This window comes from Rhodanobacter sp. FW106-PBR-R2A-2-24 (genome assembly GCF_058789615.1).
Map to the genome: position 1 here is coordinate 1057033 of NZ_JBYTBV010000002.1, position 18529 is coordinate 1075561.

General features: G+C 63.8%; 15 protein-coding genes. 10 read left to right on the top strand and 5 right to left on the bottom strand.

Annotation, left to right across the window (positions count from 1 at the left end; translation table 11 throughout):
* Positions 1 to 59 precede the first annotated feature (59 nt).
* Positions 60 to 248, top strand: a complete 189-nt coding sequence (locus AC3WQA_RS06040) for a hypothetical protein (RefSeq protein ID WP_492674167.1) — start codon at positions 60 to 62, stop codon at positions 246 to 248.
* Between the two features lie 60 nt (positions 249 to 308).
* On the opposite strand, the gene AC3WQA_RS06045 is transcribed toward AC3WQA_RS06040, so the two are convergent.
* Positions 309 to 1271: an IS1595 family transposase gene (locus AC3WQA_RS06045; protein WP_492673425.1), complete on the bottom strand. Its 963-nt coding sequence runs from the start codon at positions 1269 to 1271 to the stop codon at positions 309 to 311.
* A 150-nt stretch (positions 1272 to 1421) separates the two neighbouring features.
* Here AC3WQA_RS06045 and AC3WQA_RS06050 point away from each other — a divergent pair, with 150 nt between their 5' ends.
* From AC3WQA_RS06050 to AC3WQA_RS06085, 8 genes are all read left to right on the top strand, one after another.
* On the top strand, positions 1422 to 2369 hold the full coding sequence (locus tag AC3WQA_RS06050; RefSeq protein ID WP_492674168.1) for a methyltransferase domain-containing protein: 948 nt from the start codon (positions 1422 to 1424) through the stop codon (positions 2367 to 2369).
* 146 nt (positions 2370 to 2515) lie between these two features.
* Entirely contained in the window at positions 2516 to 3733 is a 1218-nt protein-coding gene (locus AC3WQA_RS06055; protein ID WP_492676331.1) for a lipopolysaccharide biosynthesis protein, read from the top strand.
* Positions 3734 to 3743: 10 nt separating this feature from the next.
* The gene (locus tag AC3WQA_RS06060) at positions 3744 to 4835 is read left to right on the top strand and encodes a glycosyltransferase (RefSeq protein ID WP_492674169.1); all 1092 of its coding nucleotides are present in this window, start codon (positions 3744 to 3746) and stop codon (positions 4833 to 4835) included.
* A 32-nt stretch (positions 4836 to 4867) separates the two neighbouring features.
* Entirely contained in the window at positions 4868 to 5851 is a 984-nt protein-coding gene (locus tag AC3WQA_RS06065) for a class I SAM-dependent methyltransferase (RefSeq protein ID WP_492674170.1), read from the top strand.
* Between the two features lie 4 nt (positions 5852 to 5855).
* Positions 5856 to 7793, top strand: coding sequence for an asparagine synthase (glutamine-hydrolyzing) (gene asnB, locus AC3WQA_RS06070; RefSeq protein WP_492674171.1), 1938 nt, complete (start codon positions 5856 to 5858; stop codon positions 7791 to 7793).
* Positions 7793 to 8941 carry a glycosyltransferase family 4 protein gene (locus AC3WQA_RS06075; protein ID WP_492674172.1) on the top strand — a complete coding sequence of 383 codons (1149 nt, stop codon included), beginning with the start codon at positions 7793 to 7795 and terminating at the stop codon, positions 8939 to 8941. Before asnB ends, AC3WQA_RS06075 begins: the two co-directional genes overlap by 1 nt.
* The gene (locus AC3WQA_RS06080) at positions 8938 to 9864 is read left to right on the top strand and encodes a glycosyltransferase family 2 protein (RefSeq protein ID WP_492674173.1); all 927 of its coding nucleotides are present in this window, start codon (positions 8938 to 8940) and stop codon (positions 9862 to 9864) included. Before AC3WQA_RS06075 ends, AC3WQA_RS06080 begins: the two co-directional genes overlap by 4 nt.
* A gap of 80 nt (positions 9865 to 9944) precedes the next feature.
* Positions 9945 to 11101 (top strand): IS3 family transposase gene (locus tag AC3WQA_RS06085; RefSeq protein ID WP_492674174.1). Its coding sequence is split into 2 segments (ribosomal slippage): positions 9945 to 10206 and positions 10206 to 11101, totalling 1158 coding nucleotides; the frame shifts between segments, so codons are not numbered across the junction.
* 130 nt (positions 11102 to 11231) lie between these two features.
* Here the strand turns inward: AC3WQA_RS06085 and AC3WQA_RS06090 are convergent.
* The 4 genes from AC3WQA_RS06090 to AC3WQA_RS06105 all read right to left on the bottom strand — a co-directional run bounded on the left by AC3WQA_RS06090 (position 11232) and on the right by AC3WQA_RS06105 (position 15372).
* Positions 11232 to 12350 (bottom strand): ISL3 family transposase, encoded by a 1119-nt coding sequence (locus AC3WQA_RS06090; RefSeq protein WP_492673495.1) that lies wholly within the window; start codon positions 12348 to 12350, stop codon positions 11232 to 11234.
* Positions 12351 to 12555: 205 nt separating this feature from the next.
* Positions 12556 to 13440 (bottom strand): class I SAM-dependent methyltransferase, encoded by an 885-nt coding sequence (locus AC3WQA_RS06095; RefSeq protein WP_492674175.1) that lies wholly within the window; start codon positions 13438 to 13440, stop codon positions 12556 to 12558.
* Positions 13344 to 14525, bottom strand: coding sequence for a glycosyltransferase family 4 protein (locus AC3WQA_RS06100; protein ID WP_492674176.1), 1182 nt, complete (start codon positions 14523 to 14525; stop codon positions 13344 to 13346). The genes AC3WQA_RS06095 and AC3WQA_RS06100 overlap by 97 nt, the downstream gene beginning before the upstream one ends.
* Positions 14518 to 15372 (bottom strand): glycosyltransferase family 2 protein, encoded by an 855-nt coding sequence (locus AC3WQA_RS06105; RefSeq protein WP_492674177.1) that lies wholly within the window; start codon positions 15370 to 15372, stop codon positions 14518 to 14520. Before AC3WQA_RS06105 ends, AC3WQA_RS06100 begins: the two co-directional genes overlap by 8 nt.
* A 163-nt stretch (positions 15373 to 15535) precedes the next feature.
* Between AC3WQA_RS06105 and uvrA the strand changes: the two genes are divergently transcribed.
* A complete protein-coding gene (gene uvrA / locus AC3WQA_RS06110) occupies positions 15536 to 18511 on the top strand; it encodes an excinuclease ABC subunit UvrA (protein WP_492674178.1) in 2976 nt (991 codons plus the stop codon).
* Positions 18512 to 18529: the final 18 nt, after the last annotated feature.

Sequence of the window (18529 nt, forward strand, 5' to 3'; positions counted from 1 at the left end):
CACGCCCGGCCGTGACGCTCACGGTAAACTCGACACCCGCCCCTCCCAAGACGCACGCCATGTCCGCACGCGGCACACCGAAGCCCCTCGTCAGCATCGAGGACTATCCCGCCGGCGAGCTGCATGGCGAGATCCGGCGCGAATGCCTCCACCCGTGGCGGGTGGAGTACGCCGAACAGGGCGGCATCGCCCCGCCTTGCCCGGACGCCACGCCGGCCGACGACGACATCCATACCGATGTGGGTTGAGCCCCGCGGAAAACGCGCCGTCACGCCACGGCCTTCGGCCGACCTGATTAGCGACTTCGCTCAGCCATGAAAATTGTCGACAGCACGCAAATGCGGCTCTGGCCAAGGGTTGCAGAGGGTCATGGCTCGCGCCAGTCGCGGCAACATGTCCGCGAGACGAAAACGGCGGTTGAAGCGGTAGGCGGCTTCGGCCAAGTAGCGGCGGGCGTATTTGGCTTGGCGAAGTGCGTGGTAGCAGCCACTGATGGCGCGTTTGACGTTGCCCATCAGCACGTTGACCCAGCGCGCGCCCTTCACCTCGGTGCTGGCGCGGCCACCACCGGTCACCAGCACCGTGTGCGCGTGGTCGCCCTCGGCCAAGCGGCGGAAGCAACCCAGGCCGTCGCTAAACACCTCGGCGCCCGGCGCCAGTCGCCGCGTGCGCCAGTCGTTCATCGACGCATTGTCGAAGCTGCGCACCGGCTCGATGACGGCAAACGTCGGGTGCTCCAGCTCGGCGTCGGTCGAAACGGCCACCACAAAGGCCTGCTTGTTCTCCGAACCGCGCCCCGGCTTGCCGCCGTTGCGCTCGCCACCAAGGTACGCATCGTCGATCTGGACAAACCCGTCCAACTGGCGCGGCGCCTCGCGGTCGGTCATCGCCTGCATGACCTTGTGCTTGAGCTTCCACGCCGTGTCGTAGCTGACGCCGAGATGGCGCTTGAGCTCAAGCGCCGACATGTTGGTCTTGCTGCCTGTCAGCAGGTGCATGGCCAGGAACCACGTCGTCAACGGCAGGTGGCTGGCACCGAACAGCGTGCCGCTGGTCAGCGTTGTCTGGTGGCGGCAGGCGCGGCACTGGTAGTACACCCGCCCATCGCGACGGAAGCGCGAGCGCGGCCGCTTGTCGCAATGGGGGCACCGGAAACCGTGCGGCCAGCGGGCGCGATACAGCGCTCGATAGCACTTGGCCTCGGTACCGTAGCGTTGGATGAACTGCGCCATCGACAATCCCGCCTGGAACTGCACTTGGTTCATCGCCATGATCGTTCTCCCGCTTCGAACATGGCACCGAGGTTGCGCTCGCCGCGTCTCAAATCACGCGACGAACAGCTGAGCAAAGTCGCTAATCAGGTCGGCCGATGCGCGCACCTGAATAATGAGCACTTTTGACGATCAAATAAAACGTCGTCTGTGATCGACAACATGAATTTCAGACAGCTTGCCTACGGCGTCCTCAGCTTTGTCCCCGCGATACCAGAGTCCCTGTACAAGGGGACTGGTGGCACGGAGTCCGCCGACTACTGCTACTGTATTTGGATGCGCCATCTGAAGCTTGCGTACGACGCCGGGATGCAAAAATTTCCGCAAACTGTCGCCGAGCTGGGGCCTGGCGATTCCATTGGCACGGGGCTTGCCGCATTGCTGAGCGGAGCCAAACGATACCTTGCAATGGACGCCATTGCCCACGCCGACCCCGAGCGAAACCTGCGCGTCTTCGATGATCTGGTTGAACTCTTTCGCCGCCGAGCCGACATTCCCGGCCGTAATCAATTTCCCGAAATCAAGCCGGATCTGGCCGATGCCCGGTTTCCGGAGGAAGTCCTAACACCATCCCTCATGCAACAGACGCTAGCCGACGATCGAATCACATGGCTGCGCAGCTTGGTTAGCGGTGATCGTCGCGATCCGGCCGTTCTCGACTATCGCACCCCATGGGATCAACCGTTTGAAGCCGATATCGGCTCGGTGGACTTCATTCTCACCAACGCCGTGATGGAGCACGTCGCCGACCTGCCGTCGGCCTATAACGCCATGTGGCATTGGCTTCGCCCTGGCGGCTTCGCCTCGCACCAAATCGACTTTCGCTCACACGGCCTGTTCAATACGTGGGATGGTCACTGGGCCTGCCCAGACTGGTTGTGGAAGCTATTCGTCGGTCGTCGCGCCTATCTTTTGAACCGCGAACCATTCGCCACGCACCGCGCATTGGCGAGTATGGCGGGTTTTCGCGAACGCCATTGTGTGCGGATCGAAAGCATGCCGGCATCCCGCCGGCTGACCAGGCGATTCCACGACATGAGCGCACCAGACCGCAGCACTTCCGGTGGTTACCTGTTGCTCGAAAAGGCTGGGGGCTGACCACAATCCCGGCCTCCAGGAAACACGACCACCGGGCTGCCACCATTCCTCACCAAGGCGGCAACGCCAGCGCCGTCCCGAACAAACCCACTGCTGACTACAGGCTCCGCGCATCCGTGTCTTTTCATCCACCACTATCCCGCTTGATGCGCTGGCGCCCGGGGCGCATCGCGCGCAATGCGGCCCATGCAAGCTCATGGAACGGGATACGCATCGCATTGCAGGCCGCCAGTCTGGTGCTGATGGCGCGGGTGCTGGGCGCCGATGGCTACGGCGCACTCGCCGGCTCCGTCTCCTTGTTCATGGTTTGCGGCCAGTTCACCGGGCTTGGCAGCGGCATCGCCTTGGTAAGACATGTTGCCCGCGGTGGTGAAATGCGCTCCCGCCTCGCCACGACCGAGCGTGCCTACTTAATCACCGGTACGGCACTGACGCTACTCGCAGTTCCCCTATCGCTTAGTGTGCTTGGCACACTAGTGCCAGCCAAGGCACTGGTATTGCTTGCGATCGCCGAAATTCTGGCTGCTCCGGCCTTGCTGCCGCTGGTGTATCGCTATCAGGCCGAAGAGCGCCTGTTTCTTTCCAGCGCCATCGGCACGCTGGCACCCGTCGCGCGACTGGCGGCTATGGCTTCGATTGCGGTCTTGGGTTGGCGCGATGTCACCAGCTTCGCGCAGCTGTATCTGGCATGGCTCATTCTGACTGTAGTCATCACGCTGCACCTTGCCTGGCCGCGTAGCGACGCAGCCGCCATCGACTCCACCCGCCAAGCCATCCGAGAAGGCCTGCCTTATGCCGTAAGCGGCGTGGCGTTGACGGCCGGCAGCGAACTGGATAAGACCGTGTTGTTGCGCCTCGCGGGCGAGGCCGTCACCGGGCCATACGCCGCCGCGTATCGCGTCGCATCGGCAGCTACGTTGCCGGTCAACGCTTTGATACTTGCCGCTGCTCCGCGCCTATTCCGCACGCCATCCACCAGTAATACACGTCTCGCCACGATCATGCTGGCCACCGTGACCGGCTATGCGCTAATTGCCGCGGCCGCACTTTGGTTGCTGGCGCCAATCGCGCCCTGGCTGTTGGGGCAGGGCTTTAACAACGCGACGCCTTTGCTGCGCTGGATGTGCGCCATCATTGTCACCGGCAGCCTGCGCCAATACATCACCGCGTTGTTGACCATGCGCGATATGCAAGCCAGCCGCAACGGCATCGAAATCGGCGGGGTAAGCCTATCCATCGCATTGTTGATTGTTTTGGTGTCACATGCTGGCGCATTCGGCGCAGTCATCGCGCTCGCTTGCACAGACATCTGCGTGATCGCTCTGGGTTCATGGGTGCTGCGCCAGCGCCTCGCCTCGCCTTAAGGACTACCGATTGGATCGCCACCTTGCCATCTTCCTCCCATCCCTCGCTGGCGGCGGCGCCGAAAAGGTGATGCTGTCGCTTGCCGAGCGCTTTGTTGCTCACGATGTCAAGTGCGATCTCGTGATCGCAATCAGTGAAGGCCAGCTACTTGGGCAAGTACCCGATGGCGTCCGCCTTGTCGAACTCCACAAGCGAAAGACGATTCATGCATTGGTGGCACTGGCACGCTATCTGCGTAGCGAACGACCGGGCTGCATGCTTGCGACAGTTTTCCCGGCGAACATTTGTGCACTGGCGGCTGCAACCACCGCTCACGCCCGGATACGAGTAGTCACGCGAGAGGCAAGCCCTACCGATATCGACGTACTGGCCAAGCATTGGTGGGGAACGCTACTCAACCAGATCTCAGCCAAACTATTATACCGTCGCTCCGATGCAATCATTGCGATTTCGCGTGGCGTTCGTGACAGCCTGCTGAAACACGGATTCGCAAATAGCTCACAGGTTCGGATTATTCCAAACCCTGCACCGTCGCCGGCAGCCGGGACTGCGCCAAGCTGGATGGCTGCCCTTAGACGGCAGGAATTCACTGTGATAGTCGCCTGTGGCAGGCTTGAGCCACAAAAGGATTACCCGACGTTGCTTCGCGCCTTCGCGCGCGTGAGAAAGCAACACAAAGCCAAACTTGTCATTCTTGGTGAGGGCATACTGCATCGAGAACTGGCCGCTTTGGCCAAGGAGATCGGGATCGCCAACGACACAGTGTTCGCCGGCTTCGTCGGCGACCCGTTGGCATTCATGCACGAATCATCGATCTTTGTTCACAGCGCATGTTACGAGGGATTCGGGGTTGTCCTCCTTGAAGCCTTGGCTTGCGGGTTGCCCATCGTTGCCGCTGATTCGCCAGGGGGTGTTCGGGAAGTACTTTCCGACGGCAAGTACGGGACTTTGACTCCAGTCGGCGATGATGCCGCCATGGCCAACGCAATCCTGCAGATTCTGAGGGGTGACGTAACATTTCCAGACCCTACCGAGCATCTGCGGCAGTTCAACATTGAACATATCGCGGACGCATATCTGAAGGTGTTGTTTCCGGAATGACCCCACTCACTTCCCCCAACACTGGGCAAAGCATGAAATTTCAACCAGAACGCTTCGTTCACCCGGCCACGGGCGCGCGGCTATCCTCGGCCGATGCACATCTGACTGCCGAGGACGGTTCGGCGTTTCCAATTGTCCGCAGCATTCCGAGGTTTGTTGCGGTCGACAACTACGCCAACGCATTCGGGTCGCAGTGGAATCGCTTTCCCAAGACACAGCTTGATTCGCACACAGGTCTTTCGCTATCCGAGGATCGCTTAGCGCGCTGCATGCGTGGACGGCTTCCAGAAGTACGCGACCAGCGGGTACTAGAAGCCGGCTCCGGGGCCGGGCGCTTTACCGAGATCCTGCTCAAGCATGGCGCCATGCTCGACTCGTTCGACTATTCAAGTGCGGTGGAAGCCAACCTTGCCAATAATGGTTCATCGCAGCGCTTGGCACTAGCCCAAGCCGACATCCGCCAACCGCCTTTCACGATGGAGAGTTACGACTTCGTGATATGCCTCGGTGTGATCCAGCACACTCCCGATCCCGAGGAAAGCATCCATTCGCTTTGGCGCATGGTCAAACCCGGCGGTGCGCTAGTCTTCGACCACTACCGATGGAAACTGAGGAACTATCTTCCGCCGCCGATCGGAGTGGGTGGAAACGCCTATCGCCACTTCTTTCTCCAACTGCCCACGTCACGTCAGTTCGACTCGGTCAAGCGGGTGTTCGATTTCTGGTTTCCGCTGGTCTGGCGTTGCCGAAATTCGAAGCTGCTGCAGTTCGTGATCGCGCGTTTCAATCCCATCGTCAACTATTACCCTCACTTCGGCTTGAAGGATCGTGACATGTATTACGAATGGATGCTTCTCGACACGCACGATGCCATGACCGACGTGTACAAGCACCGCCGCACTCCACGCTCGATTCGTCGCACGCTCGAGACACTCGGCGCAGTGAACATCCACGTATCCAAGGGTGGAAACGGGGTCGAGGCCTACTGCGAAAAGCCGATCAACACGCGGGGCTGACGACATGTGTGGTATCGCCGGCATTCTCGCTCCCACCCCATCGGCCCGGCCTCTGCTGGAGCAGATGCTGAACCACCTTGCGCACCGTGGCCCGGACGACAGCGGCGTATGGCTGGACGACGCCTGCGGCATGGCCCTTGGTCACCGCCGGCTCTCGATCATCGATCTCAGCCCTGCGGGACACCAGCCGATGCTGTCGGACAGCGGCCGTTACGTACTGGTATACAACGGCGAAATCTACAATCACTTCGCCATGCGCAGGGAACTGGATTTGGCTGATCCGGATGTGCGCTGGCGTGGCACCTCCGACACGGAAACCTTGCTAGCAGCCATCGACACTTGGGGCCTGGAAGGCACGCTGGATCGCTGCAACGGCATGTTTGCGTTTGCCCTGTGGGACAAGCAGCAGCGCCGCCTTGTGCTGGCCCGCGACCGCATGGGTGAGAAGCCGCTGTATTTCGGCTGGGTCGCCGGGCGCTTTGCGTTTGCATCGGAACTGAAAGCACTCACCAGTCTACCCGGTTGGGCGCCGCGTATGCACGTACCATCGGTTGCAGGATTTCTGCGCACCGGTTACGTGCACGGCTTCGAGTCTGCCGTGGCCGGCATCTTTCGACTGCCGCCGGGTTGCCTGCTGCAACTGTCGCTGGACGAGCTGCAACAGCCACACGATGCCGAGTGGCTGGCATCCAAGCTTGAACCGTACTGGTCGTTGCCCGCCGTCGCTACCGAGGGGCTTTCGCAGCCGATCCACGATGCCGGCGAAGCCCTCCGGCAACTCGAAACCTTGCTGCGCGAAGCCGTATCGATGCGCATGGCGGCGGACGTACCTCTGGGCGCCTTTCTCTCCGGCGGCGTCGACTCCAGCCTTGTCACCGCACTGATGCAAACGCAAAGCACGCTCCCTGTGCGCACGTTCAGCATCGGCTTTCACGAGCCTCGTTTCGACGAGGCGCCGTTTGCCCGCGCGGTGGCCAAACACCTCGGCACGGAGCACACCGAGCTTTACGTCGACGCGCAAGCGGCCCTGGATCTGGTTCCCTCGCTGGCCGGGGCCTTTGACGAGCCGTTTGCCGACTTCTCGCAGCTGCCGACGCTGCTGGTATCGCAACTGGCCCGCCAGCACGTTACGGTAGCGCTGACCGGCGATGGCGGCGACGAGCTGTTTGCCGGGTACCAGCGTTACTTCGCCATCCTTGCGCTTTGGCGCGTGCTGCAACCGCTGCCTTTGCCCCTGCGCCGCGGCGCCGCCTTGGCATGTGGCGCTGCTGCGCGACTGCTTACGCCATTGCCGCCGAGCCGCGGGCCAGCCGGTTCACTGTCCTTCCGTTTCTCGCGCCTCGCCGAGCGCATCGCCATGCCCAATATCGACGCGATGCGGCTGTCGTTCATCGGTGGCGCGGGCCATGCCCGCATAATTCCAGGCGATCCCGGAGACGTGTCCTCTTTGCTGGCGCGCACCACCTTGCGCGAGCCATTGCGTCGACTGATGCTTGGCGATCAGGCTGATTACCTGCCCGACGACATCTTGTTCAAGGTAGATCGTGCGGCGATGGCACACAGTCTTGAAACGCGCGTCCCGTTGCTTGACCACCGTGTAGTGGCGCTGTCGTGGCGATTGGCCACGCCGCTGCTGGCGATAGGCGGCACGGGCAAGCAACCGCTGCGACGCATTCTGGAAAAATACATTCCCGCCGGCATGTTCGAGCGCCCCAAGCAGGGATTCTCGCCGCCCATGGATGCCTGGTTGCGCGGCCCATTGCGTGAGTGGGCCGAAGCACGGCTCTCGGAAAGCTCGCTGCGCGAACTGCCGATGCTGGATGCCAGGGAAGTCCGCAACATCTGGAAGGCACATATGGGCGGCCAGATGAACGCCGCCTACGTCCTGTGGAACGTGCTGATGCTCGCCGACTGGCGCGAGCACTATGGGGTGGCCTGCTAGTGCGCATCCTCGTCATCTCGGATCTACCGCATTTCGTCACTGGCGGGGCGGAAAAACAGGCTGCCCATCTGATCGAGGCCTGGATGGATGCCGGCCACAAGGTGACATGCTTTGGCCGCCGCATGAACGGGCACACCGTATCCGTGGGGCAGCACAAAGTTCCCGTCCGCCGCATTCATGTCGTGCAGCGCTTCGGGCGCGCACTACGCGGCATCAGTTACCTGCTTTCACTGGCCACGTTGTTGCTGCGCCATCGGCACTGCCACGATGTGATCTATACCCGCTTTCTTGGCGAGGCGGCGCTTACGGCGAGCCTGCTGAAGTGCCTGCGTCTGCTGGATGTCAGGCTGGTGTCGACGCCAGCGAACACGGGCGGAACCGGGAGCGACACGCGATTCCTTACAAGCCTCCCCGGTCAACGTTGGCTTGTGCGCCTACTCGACCAGCAGTGCGACGCCATCAACCTTATTGCACCTGCCATGGCGGACGAGTTGCGCCGTGCGGGTTTCACGGGTCGAAACTTCACCCATATCCCGAACGGCGTATCGATTCGTGAGACCCCACCGCCAACATCCCAGCGGCCCCATTATTTCCTTGCCGTCGGTAGAGTGGCCCGCCAGAAAGGCTACGATTTCCTGATCGAAGCCCTGTCAATGATCCGCGACCAACTGCGCCCCGGACTTGTGCGTATCGCCGGCGACGGCCCGGAGCGGGCCTCGCTCCAGGAACAGGCCAAAGCATCAGCCGTGGATCACGCTATCGAATGGCTCGGCGAATTGAGCCACGACGCCGTGCTACATGAACTAGATCAGACACGGGTATTCTTGCTTCCTTCCCGCTACGAAGGCATGTCCAACGCTGGACTGGAAGCCATGGAACGCGGACTCGCCATGGTGATGACCCGCTGCGGTGGACTTGATACCTACATTCAGCCAGATATGGGTTGGCTCGTGGCTCCGGAAGACGCCAGCGCATTGGCAACAGCCATGCAACGTGCGCTTGCGGCCAACGTGTCCGCACTCGCTGCCATGGGAGAGCGCAACCGCGCTTGCACATTGCAACGTTTTGGCCTCCCGCAGATTGCGGCCCGCTACCTGTCTCTGTTCGAGTCGCTACTCACCACGCGACAAGGCACAAATCAAACGTGATCAGCGTCGTCATCCCCGTGTTCCGAGATGCGGTGCGCGCGCTGAACCTGGTTCATTCGCTGCTTCTGCAGGAATTGCCATCAGATCACCCGCTCGAAATCGTGGTGGTGGACGATGGCTCGAACGACGGCAGCACCGAGCTGCTGCGCCAGCGCACAAACGGGCAATTTCGGTTGGTGGCACTCGCGCACAATAGTGGGCGCTCCATGGCGCGCAATGCCGGTGCCGAAAATGCGCGCGGGGAATTTCTCGCATTCATCGATTGCGACTGCAGGCCGGAAGATCCGTACTTCCTAGCCTCACATCTCGGCATGCTGCGCAGTGGCTGCATCGCCACCTGCGGCCCGGTTATGGGCGACGGCCACGGCTTCTGGTCGCGCTACCAAAGCGACGCCTCAGCCCGTCGCGCGCGACAGCACGCACAAGGCTCCAGCTTCGCTGGCTCCACACAGAACTGTGTCGTGCAAACCGAGGCATTTCATCGTGCTGGCGGCTTCGATAACCGCTACAAAGAATATGGTTTCGAGGATCGCGACCTGTTCGCCCGCCTTTCACGACTCGGCAAACTTGGCTGGTGCCCTGATGCTGCGGTCAGGCATCTCGACACGTTGGCGCTACCGACCGTACTGGAAAAAATGCATCGCGCCGCAGGCGACTCAGCCATATTGTTTGCACGCGATCATGCCAAAGCATACGAATCGCTTGGCTATGCCGCACTCGATGTGCGCTTGCACGCTTGGCTACGAGCACTTGATCTGCTGTTGAATCCGCTGCTTCGAACCGCCCCTGCCATCAACCGCCTGATACTGCATCCGCGAGTGCCCTACCTGCTGGTCAAACCCATCGTGAAATTCCTCGTGGCGATTGCCTACATGCATGGAACCAAGGTCAAACCCGAAGTGGAAACCCCAGACCACAACTAGACATCAAGACCCGCCCGCTGGACTGCTGCCGGTTTCACAGACACCGCATTTAGGTGTGATGATGAAAGCGGAGGTGGTTCATGGCAACGAGAAGAACATTCAGTGGCGAGTTCAAGCGTGAGGCGGTGCGGCTGGTCAAGGAGCGGGGCGTAGCGATCACGCAGGCTGCTCGCGATCTGGATCTGCACGAGAACGTACTGCGCAAATGGATCCGGGAGTTGGCCGTTGATCCGCAGCATGCGTTTCCCGGCCAGGCGCAGATGAAGCCTGAGCAGGCCGAAATCGAACGTCTGAAGAAAGAAGTCGCCAAGCTCAGGATGGAGCGCGACATCCTGAAAAAAGCCGCGGCCTATTTCGCCAAGGAGTCGATGTGAAGTTCGGCTTCGTGGCGAAGCACCGAGGGGCCTGGCCGGTAGCGATGATGTGCGAGGCGCTCGGTGTGTCTCGCAGTGGGTTCTATGCATGGCTGATGCGACCGCGGAGCCAGCGAAACCTGGACGACGAGGTCATCGGGCAGCAGGTTCGGCTGAGCTTCCTCGACAGCGGCCGCACCTACGGTGCCCGCCGTGTCTGGCGTGACGTGCTGGAGGCCGGCTACCGCTGCGGCCTGCATCGCATCGAACGGCTGATGCGCACCCAGGCTATGCGTGCACGTCCGCGGCGGCGCGGATTGCCGGTGGATCGTGGCGAGCGGCCCGGCGGGGCGATGGCACCGAACCTGCTCGACCGCCAGTTCCAGGCTGTCGCGCCGAACCAAAAGTGGGTCGCGGACTTCACCTACCTGTGGACGGCCGAGGGATGGTTGTATGTAGCCGTCGTGCTGGATCTGTATTCGCGCCGCATCGTAGGTTGGTCGATGCAGTCGCAGATGACCACACAGCTGGTGACCGACGCGTTGATGATGGCGGTTTGGCGCCGCGGTCAACCCGATGCATTGCTGCATCACTCCGATCGCGGCAGCCAGTACACCAGTGATCGGTTCCAGCGATTGCTTGACGAACTGGGCATCACCTGCAGTATGAGTCGGTCGGGCAACTGCTGGGACAACTCGGTGATGGAGAGCTTCTTCAAGTCGCTCAAGACCGAGCGGGCCGATGGCAAGGTCTACCGCACACGTGCTGATGCCAAGGCCGACGTCTTCGACTACATCGAGCGGTTCTACAACAGCCGACGACGCCACTCGACCCTCGGCTACGTCAGCCCGATACAGTTCGAGCAGCAGAAGCAATTAGCTTAGGATGGTGTCCACGAGACCGGCAGCAGTCCACGCTGTGCCTACTCTCGCTCAATGCGATAAATCAGCGTGGGCATGCTGCGCAGCAGCGGACGCAACACTCCATCCGGTATTTTTTCCGGGTCATCGCGGATCAGTGTGGGTGAATTTTGGCGTTTTCGGGTAGCGGCGGCAGGAAGCTGGCGATGACCTTGAGCCTCAGGTAGTCCTCGTCGCGGTAGCCGTAGGCGCTGCGCTGGATGACGCGGATCTTGTTGTTGAGGCCTTCGACCAGCCCGAGACTGACCTTGTGGTCGGGCTGGCAGTAGGCGGCGATGCCGTCCCAGTGGCGCTCGATCATGTGCCCGAACTTCTGGTACGGCGCCAGGCGCTGCCAGCGCAGGCTCTGCTTCCAGCGCTCGAAGAACACCCGTGCGCCGCGCTCGGTGCGATAGCTCCACAGCTGCCCGAAGGATTCCTTCAGCAGGTAGGCGGTGTGCAGGCGCTTGTTCGCTGCCAGCAGCTTCTTGAGGGCGGCGCGTCCGTCCAGGCTAAGGTTCTCGCGGTGGCTCAGCAGTGTGTAGCGCTGGCCCTTGATGTAACTACGGTCCTTGCCCTGCAGGCGCTTGTATTCGTCGCGGCGCACCTGGTCGAGCGCGTCGCCGAGGTGACGCAGGATGTGGAATTTGTCGAAGGCGATGGCGGCGTGGGGGGCGTTCCTGGCGACCGAGTTGCGGAAGGGGCGCCACATGTCCATCAGCGCCAGTTCGATGCGCGCACTCTTGGTCGGCCCCAGTTCGGCGAAGAAGCGATCGATGTCCGCCTCGGTGCGGCCTTGCCCACCGAACCAGATCGGCCGCCTCTGCTCCAGGTCGCTGACCACCACGCGGTAGTCGTGGCCCTTGTGGATGGCGATCTCGTCGATGCCGATGGCGCGCGGCGCGGGCAAGCCGGCACGGCGCACCTGCTCGGCCATGTACAACTTGGACAGGTCCTTGACCGTGCCGTCGTGCAGGCGCTCCAGCTCGGCCACCGCCTTGTTCGTCATGCTGCGGCAGAGGTTGCCCACGTGCAGGGCGAAGCGCGCGGTGTAGCGCGGATTGGTCGCCAGCCAGTCCAACCGCTCTACATGCACGCCGCCGCACCCGGGACAATCCACCCGCCAGCGTTCGTACTCCACGTACAGGAACCAGCCGGCCACGCGCAGGTCGCGGCTACGGCAGGTTTTCTGGTCGTAACGCCCGCGGCAGCGATGGCCGCAGCGCGAACACACGGCCGTTTTTTTCGGCGCCGAAGTTGGACGATGCGTGCCTTTGGATCGCCGAATTCGCCCGCCAGCGTCGCCGCCGCATCGAAGCCGGGGAAGGAGAACAACTCGCGCAGACTGCGGCCTGTCTTCATCGCACAACCTCGCTCACCGAGTCGATGCAGGAATCAACCGCCCACCTGCTGGCCGAAGATGGCTTGCCAGAGGAGGTTTACGCAAGCCTTTGCCGGCGTGGACGCCCACACGATTCCGCGATGAGCCTTTTTTCCAATGCGCGTGCAAGCATGGCCTGCGGCCGCTCGATCGCCATGGTTTCGCGCAATGCCTCGATACACAGATCGCTGTAGCCGAACCCGGCACGATCCAACATACGCTCGAGCTGGCGCATTTCCAGCGGTTCGCAATCGTAGAAGTCGCCCTTGCGCATCAGCCGCAGGTAAGGGGTGCGCCACGCACGCGGCCACCAGCTGAGGAACATCAGGCGGTAGTGCGGCTCGGTGAGCATCCAGCGGTTGGGCACGGCGAGATAGCCCACGCCGCTGGGCCTCATCACGCGGCGGATTTCGGTGAGATGGCGCGCCTGCGCCTGAGCATAGCCTACATGTTCGATGACGTGGTTGCTGATGACCACGTCGAACGTGGCATCCGGAAACGGCAGCTCCACGCCCGGCACCTGCCGGTAGGCATACCCATCGACAACCTGGCGATTGTCCACCACGTCCACGGCATGCACCTCGCAACGCAGCTGCGGGTGGGTGGCGAAATAGTGCGCGATGCCGCCGGAGCCTGTGCCAATTTCCAGCAGGCGCAAGGGCTGCGGCATGGCAGACATGCCGAGCAGCTGCTCGATTTTCAACGCCTTGGCGTGGCGCGATGCCAGGTCGAGCGCGGCATGCGCCTGACGGTTTGGGCTGGCATTCGTCTCGGGCTGTGTCATGAATGCACTATCGGAAATCGGTTTCGTGGGAAGCAGCATGGACAGACCGCGCACCGTAGGCGTCAACTTCGCGCGCCCCGCAAGAGCCGCCGCAGTCGTTCGCCAAACCGTGGCCAGGCAAACCGGGCGGCAAATGCCTTGCACGGCTCCCGCAGCCATGCGCTTTGGCCGAGGACGCGCTTCACGGCTTGCGCAAAGGCCTCGTAATCACCATTGGCCACCAAGTACCCGGATTCGCCTTCAGCCACCGCATCCACCACCCCGCCCGTGGCGAAAGCCACCGTAGGCAGGCCATGGGCGGCGGCCTCCACCGCCACCATGCCGAAACCCTCGGGGTCGCCGGGTAGCTCGCGCACCGGGAAGACGTGCACGTCAGCCGCGCGATAGGCCGCACCAAGCTCTCGATAGTCAGTGATGGTGCCGAGGAAACGCAGGTTGCGGGCGATGCCTGCCGCCGCGGCGGCGGCCTGGATGCTTTCGGGCGTTTGCGCTTGGGCGTGCAGGGCATCGCTGGGCGCGTCGCCTACCACCAGCAGCAACACATCCGGGTAGGCGGCGACGATGTCCGGCAAGGCACGTACCACGAATTCGCGCAACCCTTTGCGGGTGGACAGCCGGCCCACCGACAGCAGCAGGGGACGATGACCGAGCTGCTGCCGCTCGCGGAAATCCGCCAGCACCTGCTCGCCCGCCTGGCCTTGTGCGACCTCCGCAACCGTGGGTTCGGTCGGCAAATCGACGCCCGGATGCACGATGCCGAGGCGTTCGGGCCGTATGCCCACCGACTGCGCCAGGCCGGCCGTGGCGCGGCTGTTCGCGATCACGCGATCCATGTGCCGCAGCGCCGGCCGCCACAGGGCGCGATAGACCGGATGATCCACGGCCAGATCCAGCCCGTGCACATAGGTCGCGGCACGCGCGCCGCTCGTGCGCGCCGCGAACCAGACGGCCAAAGCGGTAAGACCGCTGCCGGCCAGCACCACGTCGGGCCGCCATCGCCGCGCCACGCGGAACGCATGCCACGACGCATGCAGCAGAAACTTCCACAGCGGCTTGAGCGGTACCTCGTCGACTGACACGCCCGTTGGTGCCATGGCCGCCGAGCCGGCCGGGCCGACCACGCGCACGTCGGCGTGCTTGGCCAGTTCCTCGGCCATGTGCCAGTTGAGTCGTTCCATGCCGCCGACCAACGGCGGCAGGTTGCGCGTGACCAGCAGTATGCGCGGGCGGCGGCTATCAGGCATCGCGCCGATACGTCAACGCCGTGATCTGCTCCGACACCAGGCCAATCAGGAACACGATCACCGCCGCGCTCCACATCAACGTGCTGCCGTTGGTCAGCCTGCCTTCGTGCACAAAGGTCCAGGCGTAGTTGGCGCAGCCCAGCAGGAAAAACGTCGAACTGGCAGGGACGAACAGCTTCAGCGGCGAGTAGAGCGTGGCGATCTTGAAGATGATGAGCAGGAAGCGGATGCCGTCCTTGAGCGGTCTGATGTGGCTCTTGCCCACGCGCTGTGCGGCGGTGATGGGCAGGTAGGCCACCGGGTAGGCGCTGCGGAAGAAGGCCATGGTGCTGGTGGTGGGATAACTGAAGCCGTTCGGCAACAGGTGCAGGAATTCGCGGAATTTGGCCGCGCGCACGGCGCGAAAGCCGGAGGTGAGGTCGGCCACGAGGTGGCCGGTCATGCGCGTGGCGAGCCAGTTGTAGAACGTATTGGCGAGCCCGCGCCCCACGCCGGCCTGGCTGCCCCAGCCGCGAGCGCCAACGACCATGTCGTAGCCCTCGTCAAGCTTGGCCAGGAGACGCGCCACATCATTGCTGTCGTGCTGGCCGTCGCCATCCATGAAGACGAGGACGTCGCCGCCCGCGGCGCGGGCGCCGCGCTTGACCGCCGCGCCGTTGCCCATCGAATACGGTGAACTGAGGCAGCTCACGCCCGCCCTGGCGCACACCTCCCGCGTATCGTCGGTGGAGCCATCGTCCACCACGATGATCTCGGCCTCCGGATGCGCCGCGCGCAGGCGCGGCAGCAGGCCGGCCAGTGCAGGCGCCTCGTTCTTGGCGGGCAGGATGATGCTCAGACGTTCCACGGCGACTTCCCGAAAGATCGCCGCATCATAGCGTGAAGCATGTGGCGCCGATCATGCTCGGGTGCACCCTTGCGGCAGGCTGGCGCGCAAGAAAACGGCCTTCGCACAAATAACTGACCTGCCCGGTTTGATATAGTTGGCGTTTCCCCCTGCGGCCCCACGCATGGACACCATCCGCCTTCGCGGCGCGCGCACGCACAACCTCAAGAATATCGACCTCGACCTGCCGCGCGACCGGCTGATCGTGATTACCGGGCTGTCTGGCTCGGGCAAATCCTCGCTGGCCTTCGACACCATCTACGCCGAAGGCCAGCGCCGCTACGTGGAATCGCTCAGCGCCTATGCGCGGCAGTTCCTGTCGATGATGGAGAAGCCCGACATCGACAGCATCGAAGGACTGTCGCCGGCCATTTCCATCGAGCAGAAATCCACCTCGCACAACCCGCGCTCCACCGTGGGCACGATCACCGAGGTGTACGACTACTTGCGCCTGCTGTATGCCCGCGTGGGCACCCCGCGCTGCCCCACCCACGGCACGCCGCTGGAGGCGCAGACGGTGAGCCAGATGGTGGACGCGGCGCTGGCGCTGGCGCCGGAGCATCGCTACATGCTGCTGGCGCCAGTAGTCCGCGAGCGCAAGGGCGAGCACGTGCAGGTGTTCGAGCAGCTGCGCGCCAAGGGCTTCGTACGCGCCCGCGTGGACGGCGTGGTGCACGAGCTCGACGCGGTGCCGCCGCTGGGCCTGCGCCTCAAGCACACCATCGAGGTGGTGATCGACCGCTTCCGTCCGCGCGACGACATCCAGCAGCGGCTGGCCGAATCCTTCGAGATGGCGCTGAAGCTGGGCGAAGGCCTGGCGATCCTGGTCGACATGGATGCCGCACCGGGAAGCGCGGATGCCGCGGGCGCAGGAAGCGCGGGCACGGCCGACACCTCGGCGCCGGAGCAGCTGTTCTCCTCGCGCTACGCCTGCCCGGTGTGCGACTACTCGCTGCCGGAGCTGGAACCGCGCCTGTTTTCGTTCAACTCGCCGGTCGGCGCCTGTCCGGCTTGCGACGGCCTCGGCGTCACCCAGGTGTTCGACCCCGCGCGCGTGGTGGCGCACCCGGAGCTGCCGCTCTCGGGCGGCGCGGTGCGCGGTTGGGATCGACGCAACCCGCACTATTTCCAGCTGATCCTGTCGTTGGCCGCGCATTACGGCTTTGATGTGGATGCGCCGTGGAGCACGCTGCCCACGGCCACCCGCGAGGCCATCCTCTATGGCAGCGGCAAAACGAAGATCGCCTTCCGCTATCTCACCGAGCGCGGCGGCAAGGTCTCCCGCGAGCATGCCTTCGAAGGCATCCTGCCCAACATGGAACGGCGCTACAAGGAAACCGAATCCGCCGCCGTGCGCGAGGAGCTGGCCAAGTACATCAGCGACCAGCCCTGCCCCGAGTGCGCGGGCCAGCGCCTGAACCGCGCCGCGCGCCACGTGTTCGTGGCCGACACCGCGCTGCCCGCGCTCACCCACCGCGCCATCGACGACGCCCTGGCCTTCTTCGCCGACCTGCAACTCAGCGGCTGGCGCGGCGAGATCGCGGCGAAGATCGTCAAGGAGATCCGCGAGCGGCTCAGCTTCCTCAACGATGTCGGCCTCAACTACCTCACGCTGGATCGCCAGGCCGACTCGCTCTCCGGCGGCGAGGCGCAGCGCATCCGGCTCGCCTCGCAGATCGGCGCTGGCCTGGTCGGCGTGATGTACGTGCTGGACGAGCCCTCCATCGGCCTGCACCAGCGCGACAACGAGCGCCTGCTCGGCACGCTCACGCGGCTGCGCGACATGGGCAACACGGTGATCGTGGTCGAGCACGACGAGGACGCCATCCGCAGCGCCGACCACGTGCTCGACATTGGCCCCGGCGCCGGCGTGCACGGCGGCGAGGTGGTGGCGCAGGGCACGGTCGCGGACATCCTCGCCGCGCCGCGCTCGATCACCGGCCAGTTCCTCTCCGGCGCGCGCGCCATCGAGGTGCCCACGCTGCGCCGCGAGCCCGCCGCGGAGGCCTGGCTGCGCATCCGCGGCGCGCGCGGCAACAATCTCAAGCACGTGGACCTGGCCATCCCCGCCGGCCTGTTCACCTGCGTCACCGGCGTCTCCGGCTCGGGCAAGTCCACCCTGGTCAACGACACCTTGTTCCGTCTCGCCGCGATGGAATTGAACGGCGCCGGCACCCAGCCCGCGCCGTTCGACACGGTGGAAGGGCTGCAGCTGTTCGACAAGGTGGTGGACATCGACCAGTCGCCGATCGGCCGCACGCCGCGCTCCAACCCGGCCACCTACACCGGCCTGTTCACGCCGCTGCGCGAGCTGTTCGCGCAGGTGCCCGAGGCGCGCGCGCGCGGCTACGAGGCCGGGCGTTTCAGCTTCAACGTGCGCGGCGGCCGCTGCGAGGCCTGCGAGGGCGACGGCCTGCTCAAGGTGGAGATGCACTTCCTGCCCGATGTCTACGTGCCCTGCGACGTCTGCCACGGCAAGCGCTACAACCGCGAGACGCTGGACATCCTCTACAAGGGCCACACCATCGCCGACGTGCTCGACATGACGGTGGAAGACGCGCTCAAGCTGTTCGAGCACGTGCCCACCATCGCGCGCAAGCTCGACACCCTGCGCGCGGTGGGGCTGGACTACATCAAGCTCGGCCAGAGCGCCACCACGCTCTCCGGCGGCGAGGCGCAGCGCGTCAAGCTCTCCAAGGAGCTCAGCAAGCGCGACACCGGCCACACCCTCTACGTGCTGGACGAGCCCACCACCGGCTTGCACTTCCACGACATCGAGCAACTGCTCGACGTGCTGCACCAGCTGGTGGAACAGGGCAACACCGTGGTGGTGATCGAGCACAACCTCGACGTCATCAAGACCGCCGACTGGGTGGTCGACCTCGGCCCCGAGGGCGGTGCCGGCGGCGGGCGTATCCTGGTCACCGGCACGCCGGAAACCGTGGCCGCCACGCCCGGCTCGCACACCGGCCGCTTCCTCGCGCCGCACCTCAAGCCGATCAAACCCGCCGCCGCGAAGCGTACGAAGAACACCCTCAAACACATCGCCTCGGCCGACAAGCACAAGCCGATGCGCGGAAGAAAGAAGCCCCCACTCTGACGAGAGTCGGACACCGAC

Coding starts and splice junctions, on each gene's coding strand:
- AC3WQA_RS06100 (WP_492674176.1), bottom strand. CDS start 14,525: ATGCCTGATAGCCGCCGCCCGCGCATACTGCTGGTCACGCGCAACCTG.
- AC3WQA_RS06055 (WP_492676331.1), top strand. CDS start 2,516: ATGCGCTGGCGCCCGGGGCGCATCGCGCGCAATGCGGCCCATGCAAGC.
- AC3WQA_RS06040 (WP_492674167.1), top strand. CDS start 60: ATGTCCGCACGCGGCACACCGAAGCCCCTCGTCAGCATCGAGGACTAT.
- AC3WQA_RS06095 (WP_492674175.1), bottom strand. CDS start 13,440: ATGGCTGCGGGAGCCGTGCAAGGCATTTGCCGCCCGGTTTGCCTGGCC.
- uvrA (WP_492674178.1), top strand. CDS start 15,536: ATGGACACCATCCGCCTTCGCGGCGCGCGCACGCACAACCTCAAGAAT.
- asnB (WP_492674171.1), top strand. CDS start 5,856: ATGTGTGGTATCGCCGGCATTCTCGCTCCCACCCCATCGGCCCGGCCT.
- AC3WQA_RS06045 (WP_492673425.1), bottom strand. CDS start 1,271: ATGGCGATGAACCAAGTGCAGTTCCAGGCGGGATTGTCGATGGCGCAG.
- AC3WQA_RS06065 (WP_492674170.1), top strand. CDS start 4,868: ATGAAATTTCAACCAGAACGCTTCGTTCACCCGGCCACGGGCGCGCGG.